The organism is Microbulbifer maximicatervae (SeqCode) (assembly GCF_052467325.1).
This window is the reverse complement of record NZ_CP174310.1, coordinates 3601323-3614444: the sequence shown is the minus strand read 5'-3', so window position 1 is coordinate 3614444 and position 13122 is coordinate 3601323. Positions and strand designations below refer to the sequence as shown.

The window sequence follows — 13122 nt, the reverse complement described above, 5'->3', positions numbered from 1 at the left end:
CCGTTACTTTCACTTTTATAGAGTAAAAAACAAAAGCTCAAAACAATAAGAGCAATGATACTTCCATAAATAAAATGAACACTCTTATTCGGCTTCCCTGCTGGCATATATACCTCTGAAACTTAGCTATAACTTTTTTGTGGTTCACTGCTTAGGTGCAAAAAGCCGCGCATTCTATAGTAGGTAGGGTGTTGGTCCAATTAAATATCTATCTTACGATTGATATTTGTGATTGAAATGGTATTGGCCGAAAAGTTACAGGCTGAGATGATTAGGAAAGGGAAGTGAAATGATTCAAAATACTGTTAAGCTGATTTTTATCTTTAAAAAATACAATTAACATCAGGGTGCCTTCTTATTGCAGAAAGTTTAACTTCGTTGAATGTTACAGCGTAATGGCGCGATTTTTCTGGGGTGTATTTTAATTGTTGAATTTTTTCAAGTTCTGTAAGATTAGGCTCAAAGTCAGCATTGTCTTTATAAAATTTCAAGCTTACTAAAGTGGATAAGCAGTTTAGATATTTTTCTTCATCTAAACCTGGGATATTCGCTATTTTGCTTCCCATGTAGCTTTCTGCCATCAAGGTTAAATTGTTATTTTTTAATTCATTGGCTGCATGTTCTTGAGCTAGTGCTCGGGCTTCATTGAGGATGTTGTCATTGCCTTCTTTTCCGTATAGAAAGCTGTAAATTGAAGAGAATAAAATAAGCATTAAAGAGGTGGAGCCAATTATTATATAGTTCTTCATGTATGTTTCTTTTGTGGACATAGTTTTCTTGGTGAAAGACACAATTGTTGAGTCTATATAATCCTATCTGTGAATAAACCTAATATATTCTTCTGTCATCCTTGATATGGGGTGGTGCCTTAGGACGCTTTTCTTCTGAAGTCGAGTTTTTATACCTTGGTCTTGGATAGTAAGTGTAATTGGTAAGCGAGGGCTTAGCTAGTAGAGTCAGTACCTCTCTCGACTGAGAGAAAGGCGCTGATGAGCTATTGCGAGCTGAGCGAGAGCGAACGATATCATATTTATTGCCTGAGAAAATCCGGACACTCTTAGAAGGCAATATCAATACTGTTAGGACAGTATCCCTCGACGATCAATCGAGATCTGCGAAGCAATATAATTCGACAGTGTTTTTCAAAAGGGTACTGATTTTAATAAAGTGTCAGGCGAGCAGGTTTAGTTTGTAATGGGGCGGTTGAATTGTAGACCAAGAGATAATCGGATGGAGGGTGACTGAATGAATTATTTGTGGGGCTGCATGATGATTTACTTTCAGAATAAAGGAATTGTAGTCATTACTTAAAATTAATAGTTTTTAAATTATGAGAATTTCACTACTAGAATATTAAATTTTTCTAGTAGTGAGGGCTTTATCAAAAATTTACATCTACTCTATATATTGTCGGATAACCTAAAGAGTGAATTGTACAGCCACTAATGCCAAAGCCTACTTTTTTATTTGCCGTGGCCGCTGAAAGCAGAGCTGAATACATTTCTTTAGAAGTGCTGTCTTCAAACTCTAGTATAACTTGCTCCTCAGTTTCAGTTGGGCAGCCCTGTGTATTGGTAAATCCAGGTTTAAAATAAATAACTGCAAAATCTTCATATGTTCTTATTAAGTATATTTCACGATCTATTGATACTTGGTCATTTCCCCCATATGCGAAACTGGAAAGGCATAGGCATAAGGCAGTAATTGATTTTTTAAACATTTATTCCCCCTATATAAGACTTGCTATGAAATATAAATTTGAATTTCATATTATTCATTGATTACTAGATTGAGTAAACCTAAAGTAAATAATTGGAAAATCATTGGGTTTTAAAGTCTGCACTTTCGTACAAGTTTACACTTAAATTTTTTCTTATTTTTAGGAGAGGCTAAGGCATCTTTCTAATGCAGTAACACGGGGGGCAAGTTACTTGAATTGGTGTCTGCAGCAAGGAGGATAAACTGGAATAATTTGGGGGGGGGAGAGTTAGTGTCTTTTTTTAAATATATAGATATGTAAAATTTAAGGGCATCTGAATTTGCTTCAGTATTTTTTGACATAAAAAAAGCCCCATCCTTGCGGATGAGGCTTTTAGATATGGTGCCCGGAGGCGGAATCGAACCACCGACACGGGGATTTTCAATCCCCTGCTCTACCGACTGAGCTATCCGGGCTTTGCGATTTTGCTGGGCTTCCCCTGCGTCGCGAGGCGCGTATTAAAGCCCTTCCCCGAGTCAGAGTCAACCCCTTGATTATAAAAAAGTTTTTTTTCTTTGCCGGGGAAGCTTCGGGGCCTTGTGTTACTGCTGTTCCGGCGGAACGTAACCGTCGGCTGCGTCGTATTCCTCGCCGCTCAAGAACTTCATCATCTGCTCGCTCAAGTAGGCGCGGCTTGAGGGTTCCATCATGTTCAGGTGCTTTTCGTTAATCAGCATGGTCTGGTGGGACATCCACTCCAGCCAGGCTTTTTTGGAAACGTTCTCGAAGATATCCATGCCTTTGGGGCCGGGGAAGGGCGGTGCATCCAGACCTTCCAATTCCTCTTGGTACTTGCGGCAGAATACGGTTCTGGACATGGACTCCTCCTGGTTTTAGTCGGCAGTGGTCGGCGCGAGCAGGGGAGCCTGCAGCGCCAGTAGTTGTTTTGCCAGCTTGACGATAGGGGCGGGTAGCCCCAGTTCCTGGGCCGCACGAGGGCGGTTTAAACGCCGCAGTTTATACCAGCCAGCGCCGCTCTCCGCCACCTGTGCTGGGACTTTGCTCAGTTGTACCCACACCGGGGAAATATCCAGGTGAAAGTGAGTGAAGGTGTGTCGCAGGGTCGGCAGGGTTTGGACGTCACTGGCACGCCAGCGCTTTGCCTTGAGCCAGTCGCTGCTATTGTCGGCTTCAGGTGGGCTCCAGAGTCCGCCCCAGATGCCGCTGGGCGGGCGCTGTTCCAGGTAGATCTCACCTTTGTGTTCAAGCAAGAGCAGGGTGGCGCTGCGCACCGGCTTTTCCTTGCGCGGTTTCTTGCCGGGGTAATCCTGTGGGTTGCCCTGGGCGTGAGCCAGACAGGATTTTTTTACCGGGCACTCCTCGCAGCGTGGTCTCGAGCGGGTGCACAGGGTGGCACCCAGGTCCATCATCACCTGGGTGTAGTCGTTAACGCGTTGGTTTGGGGTGTAGGTCTCGGCCAGTTGCCACAGTTGATTGGCAACTGCGGTCTGTCCGGGCCAGCCCTCCACGGCGTGAAAGCGGGCCAGCACCCGTTTGACGTTGCCATCTAGGATCGGCGCCCTGAGTCCCATACTGATACTGGCAATAGCGCCAGCGGTGGAGCGGCCTATGCCGCTCAATTCGGTCAGTTCCTCTACGTCCTGGGGAAACTCCCCGCCGTATTCCTCTAACACCGTCTGGGCGCACTTGTGCAGGTTGCGGGCGCGGGCGTAGTAGCCGAGGCCGCTCCAGTGAGCCAGGACTTTGTCCTGAGGCGCGCGGGCGAGGCTTTCCAGGGTGGGGAAGCTTTGCATAAAGCGCTCAAAGTAGGGAATCACCGTGGTGACCTGGGTCTGTTGCAGCATGATTTCGGACACCCAAACCCGATAGGGGTTGATGTCCTGCTGCCAGGGCAGGTCTTTGCGCCCGTGTTTGTCGAACCATTTCAGGACGGCATTTTGGAACTGCTTTGGGGTCATGGGGATACTGCGGGCTGGAATCTGTGGTTGAACGCTGGAGTTGTGCACCGGGTGGACCCCGGTGCACTTTAGCGGGGCCTTAGCGGCCGAAGAGATTTTTCAATTTTTCTTTCAGTTCGTCGACCTTTTCTTCAACTTTATCGCCATATTTCTTTTCGGCTTTGTGCTTCAGTTCTTCCCGCAGCAAGTCGTCGAGGCGGCGACTGTCGGGTTTACAGGTGCTGATGTTCACATCGTCGAAGTCGCCCTTGCAGCGCAGTGGCAGCGGGCGATTGCGCCAGCGCTTGTTGCGCACGGTACAGCCGTCGGCGGAGGTGCTCTCGCCCACCAGGGCCAGGCCGAGCTTGAAGTCGAAGTCCTGTTTCTTCAGGTCCACCTCTCCGTCACCGGTCAGGGCGATATTTTCGATCCCGGCGAGAATTTCGCTCACATCTACCTGGTCGCCTTTCACCGCGATGGTGGCGCGAAGGTCCTGCAGTCCGGTGCTGTTGGGCCAGTCCCGGGTGGGCATTTCGGTATTTTCTGTGTAGCTGAACAGCTGGCACATGTTTTTCTCCAGGTTGAATGGAGAAATCGACATTTCCTTACTGGAAACCTCAATGGAGGCGCGCAGGTTTTTCTCTAGGGCTGTGGATGTTTTGCCTTTGGTGCTGGCGCTCCAGTTAACGCTGGCTTCTCCGGCCAGCTGGACATCTTCACTGGGGAAGAGGGCGGCCTGGATCTTGCCAATATCGACATTGGTGAGACCGCCGCGCATTTGCGCCTCGGCGGACTGGGCGCGAGCGTTGAGCTGGCCATTCGTGTTCAGCTGGCCACCATAGATATCGGCGCTCAATTTTTGCAGGCGGTACAGGCCGTTATCCACGGTGAGTTGGATTTCCGGGCTGTCCATTTGCAGGTCAGCGGCTTGCAGTTGGTCCAGTGCCAGGCTGATATTGGCGTTGAAGCCGCGCAGGTCGCTCAGTGGCAGGGGTTCTGCCGCGGGCGGCTTGGCTGCTACTGTTCTCTTTGGTTTTTCTGCGGTTTCAGTTTGATCACTCTGTGTCGCCTGCTCTCCCGGCTTTTTGCTTTCAGCGGCAGGAGCTTGCGCACTCTGTGCTTCCACTCCCTCGGTTTGTTCCGCCGAAGCGGCTCCAGCCTCATCTTCGTTCGAAGGGGGCAGATAGTTATCCAGATTAAAGGCGCCGCCGCGCAGGTTCAGGTCCAGCCCGGGCATTTCTGCGTTGCGCAACTGGGCGTTGCCGCTAAAGGTGACGTCGTCCAGTTTCAATTGCAGCGGTGTTAGGTCGAGCTTTTGCTCTGTACCTTCCACACTCGCTTCGATACTCAGCTTTTGCAGTGCCGCTTTATCGCGGGTATCGATTTCGGTGCCCGTCAGTTCAAACCAGGGGCGCAGAGGGTCGGCATTGGCGTTGACGTTTAGTTGTATACGCCAGGGCTGGGTGTTGCTGTCCCTGCGCAGGTAGCCGCGCATATGCAGGCTGGCCTTGGCGCTGTTCTCAGAGGTGAGGTCTACTTGTAGCGGTTGCAGGCGCAGCCCATTGAGGCCCTCATCCAGGGCGAGGGTGCTATCAATTTTAAGCTTCAGCGGGTGTTTGAGGTCGCTGCCGGTAAGGTCTGCTGCGGCAGTGAGTTTGCCCGGCTCGCCACCCGGCACCAGGTTGATAACGCTTACCTGCAGGTCTTGGACTTTGTACTCTTTGCTGGTCTGGGCATCGCTGTAGAGCACCACGCCCTTCTCGATACGCAGCTTTTGCAGACTCAGGTCGACCTGTTGTTGTGAAGGCTCTTCCTGTTCCTTGGGGATGGAGAGTTTGGGAGGTTGCTTGCTCTGCGCTTCCAGGGCCTCGCTGATCAGTTCCCAGTTACCGCGTCCCTCCTTGTCAACGGTGAGCTCAATTTGCGGAGCCACCAGGACGATTTCTTCAGCTTCCACTTTGCGCTGTAGAAGAGGTTTGAGAGCGACACCGATGGCAATTTTATCCGCCTTGACCAGAGTCTGCTTTGGCAGTTTTAGCGGTGCAAGTTGAACGTCTTCCAGTTGCAGGCCGAGCTTGGGCCACAGCTGCCAGCCGATATCGCCTTCGAGCTGCAGGGAGATGCCCTGCTTGGCGGCGAGCTTTTCCAGCTGCGGTTTGTACTGGTTGATATCGAGCCCTGCGAGTAGCCAAGCGACGGCGCCGGCGAGAAGCAGGAAGACGATCAAAAGAGCGATAAAAGTGCGCTTGATCCAGGCCATGGAGTGCATTGTCCCTGTTTATTTACAGAAAGTGAGTCATGTAATACTACATGTCAGACGTCACAGCGCGGCTAGATGTTCCCGCGCACTTCTACGTAGAGGGTATGCCGGAATTGTAGGAGATACAGCCCCGCGAGGCTGGGAAAGCGCTGCGGGGCCATTGAAGCAGGTGTTTATTAGAAAATAAACCGCACACCGGCTTCGACACTGCGGCCCGCTTCGGGAGCGTAATCGCGCAGCAGAGAGGTGGAGTTGCGAATTTCTTCGTCGAGCAGGTTGCGGGCACTGGCGAAGATCACCGCATTGCTGCTGCCGATATTGAGGTTGTAGTGGGCACTCAGGTCCATGCGAGTGTAGCCGTCAGTTTCCTCTTCGTAGGCACCGGCGCGATCCTGGTCCGCAGCTTCAGTCGTGCGCCACTCCCAGCCCCACTGGTCGTATTCCGCCCCCAGGGCGAGACCCAGGCGCAGGGGAGGCATGCGGGGAACGTCGGAGCTTTCGCCGGTAATATCTTCATCGAAGCTTGCGCGAACAACATCGCCAAACAGGGTCAGGTAAAGGTTACTGCGCAGGGGAAATTTCACCGAGGCTTCAGCACCGTAGAAGGTGGCATCGCGATTGGCATAGGCGTAAATAGGCAGCTCTTCTTCGTCCTCAAGACCGGTGTTCTGCGAATAGATGTAGTCGCCGATGCGGTTGTAAAAGACACTGGCTTCAATCTGTGCTGCGTGCCAGCCGCTGGCTGCTTCGTTGTGGTGGTGGTAACCCAACTCCAGGTTGAAGGAGCGCTCTTTGTCCAGTTCGCTGTTACCGATCAGGTAGCGGGACTCGGCCAGGTGCTCACCGTCGGCGAACAGTTCTTCGGCTACCGGGGCTCTCTCGGAGTGGGTGACGCCGACACTGATATGTTGATGCTCTTGCAGGAAGTACTGCAGCGTGGCACTGGTGCTGAACAGATTAAAGTCGCGATCCTCTGCGGTTTCCGGGTCGATATCGACAAGCTCAATACGCGCGCCCAGGTCCAGGTGCCAGCTGCCCCACTCGCGCTCTTTCATGGTAAAGAGTCCGGCGCTGCGGGTGCGGGAGGGCTGGATAAAGGCTTCGTCGCCCACTGCGGCAAAGTCTTTATCGGACAACTGCAGGCCGTAAGCACCGCGCCACTCGCTATCGTTGTCGTGGGTGATTTCCAAGCGACTTTCCCAGGCTTCATTGGTAAAGCGGGTACCGGGTTCACCTTCCTCCAACTCTACGTGCTCGTAGTCGTTATAGCCGATACGCAGGCGCAACTTGTCCCAATAGTTGCTGTTGAAGCGGTGCTCGCCTTTGAGGTCGTAGCGAGTCTGCGCCATATCGATTCGCACGGCTTCGACTTCGCTCTCCTCCTCATGCTCTTCGTGTTCCTCGTGATCGTCCTCTTCGTGATGGTGCTCGTGAGTGCCGAGGGGGATACCGTAATTATTCTCAAGCTTGTTTACTGACAGGCCGATAAAGCCACTTTCAGTGATCCAGGAAACACCGCCGCTGTAGCTGTGGGCGCGGGCGTTGGTATTGCCGACGTAGCCGTCGGTGTTGAACTCTTCCTCGTGCTCGCCTTCGTCCTCGTCGTGCTCTTCGTGTTCCTCATGCTCGACAATAGCGAGGCCGGGGATTTCAGTGTCATCGTTCTCGCGGTAGACACCGTCAAAGTACCAGGCCAGCTGCCCGGCACCGCCGGTAAAGCGGAATACCGAGGCATCCTGGCTGTTGGCAGTGTCGTGGCGCATCTCAACCGCGCCTTCAACTTCCTCGGGTACCTCAGTGGGGATGCGACCGTCGATAATATTTACCACCCCACCGATAGCGCCGCTGCCGTAGCGTAGTGCCGCCGGTCCACGCAGTATCTCGATGTGCTCCGCCAGTAGAGGTTCGATACTGGCAGCGTGATCGGCGCTGGTGTTGGAGGCGTCAGAGACATCCAGGTTATCGTTCAGGATCTTCACCCGGTTGGCGCTCTGGCCGCGAATAACCGGTAGGCCCACGCCACTGCCAAAGGAGGCGTTGGCCACACCCGGCTGGTTCTTCAGGGTTTCGCCCAGGGTGGCGGAAGCGGCTTTGCGCAGGGTCTCGCCGGAGAGCACCGATACCGGGGCAGCTACTGCGTCGGCGGGCTTATCCAAGGGAGATACGGTGACGTTAACTTCTTCCAGTTTGTTGCTGTCTTCCGCAGCGCAAATAGCGGGCACGGCCAAGCTGGCAATAGCCAGGGCCAAAGTATTGAACTTAGTCATTGTTTTTTATTCCTGTCACAGGCGGACAATGCCATACGCGCTCCAGCGCGGGCATTCACTAAAAAAATATCGGTTTTTGGGTGTTAGCTGAGTGACAGGAAGAAAGGAGGGGCGCGCGCACTCTGGCGCTCTGGCTGGCAATCGCGCGCGGTTGGCGCAGAGGGCCGTTCGTAGTGACTTTGGGGCTCAGCCTGTACGAGCAATGGCTCGCTGCCGAGTGCTGCAGGTGAATGCATGCAACACAGGTCACACATCTCTACCTGGGTATTGCCCAGGTGGAAGTGCTCCGCCCACAGCGGCTGAGCTGCTACTACGGCGAGTAACAGGAACAGGCTGGCCCAGTAATGGGATTTTCGGCGCTTTAGAGTAACCATGCGGTGCATGATAGGGCTAAACAATTACGAATCAAGTTTCATCTGACACTAGAGAGCCACAGGGGATGTCATTCATCCTATAATTTGCGCCCTCTGTCTTATCGTGCAAATAAGGATCGCTTTCGATGCGTACAGCTAGCGTCACCCGTGACACCCTGGAAACCAAGATTCAAGTCAGCGTTAACCTGGACGGCCAAGGTCATGGCAAGTTCGCGACTGGGGTTCCTTTCCTGGAGCATATGCTCGATCAAATTGCCCGCCACGGCATGATCGACATGGACATTAGCTGCGATGGCGATATTCATATCGATGACCATCATACGGTGGAAGATATCGGCATTACCCTGGGCAAAGCCATTACCGAAGCGCTGGGAGATAAAAAGGGGATGACCCGTTACGGCCACAGCTATGTCCCATTGGATGAGGCGCTTTCCCGGGTCGTAATCGACTTCTCCGGGCGGCCCGGCCTGGTTATGGATGTGCCTTTCACCCAGAAGAGGATCGGCAACTTTGATACCGAACTGTTTTTTGAGTTCTTCCAGGGCTTCGTCAATCACGCGCTGGTAACCGTACATATTGACTGCCTGCGTGGCCACAACGCTCACCATCAGGTGGAAACTGTATTTAAAGCCTTTGGCCGCGCCCTGCGTATGGCGTTGACCCCGGACCCCCGTATGGCCGGCACCATGCCCTCCACCAAAGGAGTCTTGTGATGGGTAAGATTGCGGTACTCGATTACGGTATGGGCAACCTGCACTCGGTGGCCAGCGCCCTGAACAAGGTGGCGCCGGAGGCCGAGGTGGTGCTGGCACAAACTCCGGAGCAGGCCGAGGGCGCAGAGCGCCTGGTGGTGCCCGGTGTGGGTGCCATTCGGGATTGTATGGCAGGGTTTGTCGAGGCGGGTTTTTCGCCGCTGCTTCGCGAGGCCATCAGTGTGGGTACCCCGGTGCTGGGTATCTGTGTGGGTATGCAGATTATGATGCACCACAGCGAGGAGAATAATGGCGTTGATTGCCTGGGGATTTTCCCGGAGCCGGTGAAATTCTTCGGCGACAACATTCCCCCGGCGCAGAGTGCTGAACGGCTCAAGGTGCCCCATATGGGCTGGAACAGTGTTCAGCAGCGTCAGCCGCACCCCCTGTGGGCCGATATTGCCGATGGCAGTCGTTTCTACTTTGTCCACAGCTACTATGTGCCGGCTGCTGAAAATCCGGATATTGCCGGGCAAGCCGAATACGGCATTCCCCTGGCTGCCGCAGTTGCCAGGGAGAATATCTTCGCCACCCAGTTCCACCCGGAGAAGAGTGCCGAGGCTGGCTTGCAGCTGCTAAAGAACTTTGTCCACTGGAACGGCCGGGCCCAATAGACCCAGCTCACCGATCACACTGAAATTACTGCCGACGTAAGAAAAGACATGATTGTAATTCCCGCGATAGATTTAAAAGACGGCCAATGCGTGCGCCTGCGCCAGGGCGAGATGGATGACGCCACTGTATTTTCCGATGATCCCCTGGCTACAGCTCAGCATTGGGTGAACGAGGGAGCCAAGCGACTGCACCTGGTGGATTTGAACGGCGCCTTCGCCGGCAACCCGGTGAACGGTGAAGCGGTAACTGCTATCGCCAAACAGTTTCCCGATTTACCGGTGCAAATTGGCGGAGGAATTCGCGATTTGCACACTATCGAGCGCTATCTGGATGCCGGTGTGCAGTGGGGGATTATCGGCACTGCGGCGGTAAAAAATCCCAAGCTGGTGGAAGAGGCGTGTCGCGAGTTTGAGGGCCATATTATTGTCGGGCTCGATGCCAAAGATGGCTTGGTGGCTACTGAGGGCTGGGCTGAGGTCTCCGAGCTGAAGGCGACAGAACTGGCCAAGCGCTTTGCCGATTGTGGCGTCAGCTCTATTGTTTATACAGATATTGCCCGCGACGGGATGATGCAAGGCGTCAATATTGAGGCGACTCTGGAAATGGCCCGCGCAGTGCAGGTGCCTATTATTGCCTCCGGCGGTGTCAGCAGCATTGAGGACATTGAACAGCTGTTGGATGCCGGTGAAATCTACGGTGCGATTACCGGCCGGGCGATCTACGAAGACAAGTTGAACCTGCGCGAAGCGCAGCAGCTTTGCGACCAACGGAACAAATAATGGCTCTGGCGAAACGTATTATTCCCTGTCTGGATGTGGACAACGGCCGCGTGGTGAAAGGTGTTAACTTTGTCGATATCCGCGATGCCGGCGACCCGGTGGAAATTGCCCGCCGCTACAACGAAGCGGGCGCGGATGAAGTCACTTTCCTCGATATCACCGCCACCCATGAGCAGCGCGATACCATCCTGCACACCGTGGAGAAAATGGCCCACGAGGTGTTTATCCCCCTCACTGTCGGCGGCGGTGTGCGCACCTTGCAAGATATCCGCAATCTGCTGAATGCCGGTGCGGACAAGACTGCAATCAATTCAGCGGCGGTGAAAAATCCCGAGTTTGTACGCGAGGCCGCCGAACGCTTTGGCAGCCAGTGTATTGTGGTGGCCATTGATGCCAAACAGGTGGGAGAGGGCCGCTGGGAGATCTTCACTCATGGCGGGCGCCAGCCCACTGGCATTGATGCAGTGGCCTGGGCCCGGCAGATGGCCGAATACGGTGCCGGCGAAATCCTGCTGACCAGTATGGATCGCGACGGCACCAAGAACGGTTTTGACCTGGCCCTGACCCGGGCAGTTACCGAGGCGGTTCAAGTGCCAGTCATTGCTTCCGGTGGTGTGGGAGATCTACAGCACCTGGCGGATGGCGTATTGCACGGCGGTGCGGATGCGGTATTGGCTGCGAGTATCTTCCACTTTGGCGAGTACACCATTGCTGAGGCGAAAGCGTTTATGCACAGCGCTGGGATTGAAATGCGCTTGTAGGTCGGTGTAGGTCTTGCACGGCGGGCCCTGGGCCCGCCGCACTCTGCTACTGCTGTTCGTCTGCGCGGGCAAGGCGCTCGCGTAAACCCCTGTCCCTGTGAGCGTAGAGATTGAGGCCCTTGAGTACATTGAGGGCTTCGAAGATTTGATTGTCACGATCCATCCAGTCTTCCCGTTCTTCCTGTTCTCTCGAGCGGTCTTCAGAAGTCCGGTCGGCACCACCGTTACCGTTGTCCAGATGCCCTGCCAAATCCGCTTCAGTGGGTCTGGGAGAGTCGTCCAAGCGGGTGACTTTCACCCGCTCTACCACGATATCTGGTGTGATGCCCTGGGCCTGGATTGAGCGGCCATTGGGAGTGAAGTAGAGCGCGGTTGTCAGCTTGATGGCGCGCTCATTATTGATAGGGATTACCGTTTGGACCGAGCCCTTGCCGAAGCTGTCGGTGCCCATCACCACTGCGCGGCGGTGGTCCTGTAGGGCGCCGGCGACAATTTCTGCTGCAGAGGCGGAGCCCGCGTTGATTAATACAACCAGCGGAGCGCCTTCGGTTAAATCGCCCGGCTCGGCGGAATAGCTCAGGTTGGCGGCTTCATTGCGACCTTCGGTGTAGACCACCAGGCCCTCTTCCAAAAATGCATCCGCTACTTCCACCGAGGATTGCAGCACGCCACCGGGGTTGTTGCGCAGGTCGATAACCAGCCCTTTCAGTGCGCCTTTCTTCTGCAACTTGATCAGCTCGTCGGCCACATCGGCGCCGGTGTCCAGCTGGAACTGGCTGATGCGCAGATAACCGTAGCCATCGTCGAGGACTTTGCTGCGCACACTGCGCACGCGCACGGTGTCCCGCTTGAGAGTGACATCGAAAGGTTCTTTAAATCCTTTGCGAGCGATGGTCAGAGTGACACTGCTTCCTTTGGGCCCGCGCATCCACTCCACCGCTTCATCCAGGCTCACGCCCTTCATGGATTTGCCCGACAGGCGCAGTATGACATCGCCGGCCTTGAGGCCAGCGCGGGAGGCGGGGGTGTCGTCCATGGGGGTGACGACGGTGATATGGTCGTTTTCGATGCCTACCTCGATCCCGAGGCCGGCAAATTCACCGGTGGTGTTGGCTTGTAAATCGTCAAAGGAGCGGCGATCAAGGTAGGAGGAGTGAGGGTCCAGGCCTTGCAGCATACCCTTGATGGCGTATTCCAGCAGGGTGCGGTCGTCCACTTCCTCGATATAGCCCTTGCGAATTTGCTCGAAAACTTTGGCAAAGCTGCGCAGGTCTTCCAGCGGCAGGCGGGCTTCAGTGTCTGCAGCCACCTGGGAATGGCTATCGCCGTCGGTCAAACCCATTAAAGGCAGGGCTGTCAGAGCGGCTGCGCCGATCAAGGTTGTCAGCGCCTTGGGGATAAACATGTTGTTGTGACCTCTGCCTTATTTCTTCGCTGCTTTGCGAAAGTGTAGACCGCAGAGATTGGCAGGGATTCTAAGCGGACGCCAAATTCTACAGTGTCACGATCTTAGTCGTCATAAGCCCAGGGGTCTTACACCTGGGTTGGCTCCCGCTCTTATTCTCTTTTGGCGATAAAAAAGCCGCTACTCCGCAGCTTTTCGTCGTGGTGCTTTCTCATTTAATTAGCACAGCGGCGGGAGTCGTGAGATGAAGTG

12 protein-coding genes and 1 tRNA gene are annotated in these 13122 nt (G+C 54.0%); 4 read left to right on the top strand and 9 right to left on the bottom strand.

Annotation, left to right across the window (positions count from 1 at the left end):
• Window positions 1-323 precede the first annotated feature (323 nt).
• From ACJJIE_RS16115 to ACJJIE_RS16080, 8 genes are all read right to left on the bottom strand, one after another.
• Entirely contained in the window at window positions 324-749 is a 426-nt protein-coding gene (locus ACJJIE_RS16115) for a hypothetical protein (RefSeq protein WP_444892330.1), read from the bottom strand.
• A 632-nt stretch (window positions 750-1381) separates the two neighbouring features.
• The gene (locus ACJJIE_RS16110) at window positions 1382-1720 is read right to left on the bottom strand and encodes a hypothetical protein (protein ID WP_444892329.1); all 339 of its coding nucleotides are present in this window, start codon (window positions 1718-1720) and stop codon (window positions 1382-1384) included.
• A 379-nt stretch (window positions 1721-2099) separates the two neighbouring features.
• A tRNA-Phe gene (locus ACJJIE_RS16105) sits at window positions 2100-2175 on the bottom strand.
• A gap of 126 nt (window positions 2176-2301) precedes the next feature.
• Window positions 2302-2577, bottom strand: coding sequence for an oxidative damage protection protein (locus tag ACJJIE_RS16100; protein ID WP_282930759.1), 276 nt, complete (start codon window positions 2575-2577; stop codon window positions 2302-2304).
• 15 nt (window positions 2578-2592) lie between these two features.
• Window positions 2593-3678, bottom strand: a complete 1086-nt coding sequence (mutY, locus tag ACJJIE_RS16095; RefSeq protein ID WP_444894775.1) for an A/G-specific adenine glycosylase — start codon at window positions 3676-3678, stop codon at window positions 2593-2595.
• A 79-nt stretch (window positions 3679-3757) separates the two neighbouring features.
• Window positions 3758-5917, bottom strand: a complete 2160-nt coding sequence (locus tag ACJJIE_RS16090) for an AsmA family protein (RefSeq protein WP_444892328.1) — start codon at window positions 5915-5917, stop codon at window positions 3758-3760.
• A 176-nt stretch (window positions 5918-6093) separates the two neighbouring features.
• The gene (locus ACJJIE_RS16085; RefSeq protein ID WP_444892327.1) at window positions 6094-8184 is read right to left on the bottom strand and encodes a TonB-dependent receptor; all 2091 of its coding nucleotides are present in this window, start codon (window positions 8182-8184) and stop codon (window positions 6094-6096) included.
• A gap of 83 nt (window positions 8185-8267) precedes the next feature.
• Window positions 8268-8582 carry a hypothetical protein gene (locus ACJJIE_RS16080; protein WP_444892326.1) on the bottom strand — a complete coding sequence of 105 codons (315 nt, stop codon included), beginning with the start codon at window positions 8580-8582 and terminating at the stop codon, window positions 8268-8270.
• Between the two features lie 101 nt (window positions 8583-8683).
• On the opposite strand from ACJJIE_RS16080, the gene hisB reads away from it, so the two are divergent.
• The 4 genes from hisB to hisF are packed head-to-tail and all read left to right on the top strand — an operon-like array spanning window position 8684 to window position 11465.
• The gene (gene hisB / locus ACJJIE_RS16075; protein WP_282930763.1) at window positions 8684-9271 is read left to right on the top strand and encodes an imidazoleglycerol-phosphate dehydratase HisB; all 588 of its coding nucleotides are present in this window, start codon (window positions 8684-8686) and stop codon (window positions 9269-9271) included.
• Window positions 9271-9924, top strand: coding sequence for an imidazole glycerol phosphate synthase subunit HisH (hisH, locus tag ACJJIE_RS16070; RefSeq protein ID WP_282930764.1), 654 nt, complete (start codon window positions 9271-9273; stop codon window positions 9922-9924). The genes hisB and hisH overlap by 1 nt, the downstream gene beginning before the upstream one ends.
• A 48-nt stretch (window positions 9925-9972) precedes the next feature.
• A complete protein-coding gene (gene hisA / locus ACJJIE_RS16065) occupies window positions 9973-10704 on the top strand; it encodes a 1-(5-phosphoribosyl)-5-[(5-phosphoribosylamino)methylideneamino]imidazole-4-carboxamide isomerase (RefSeq protein WP_413663754.1) in 732 nt (243 codons plus the stop codon).
• Window positions 10704-11465, top strand: a complete 762-nt coding sequence (gene hisF, locus ACJJIE_RS16060; protein WP_282930766.1) for an imidazole glycerol phosphate synthase subunit HisF — start codon at window positions 10704-10706, stop codon at window positions 11463-11465. Before hisA ends, hisF begins: the two co-directional genes overlap by 1 nt.
• Window positions 11466-11511: 46 nt before the next feature.
• Here hisF and ACJJIE_RS16055 read toward each other — a convergent pair whose 3' ends face one another.
• Complete coding sequence (locus tag ACJJIE_RS16055; protein WP_444892325.1) at window positions 11512-12870, bottom strand: S41 family peptidase; 1359 nt, start codon at window positions 12868-12870, stop codon at window positions 11512-11514.
• Window positions 12871-13122 lie beyond the last annotated feature (252 nt).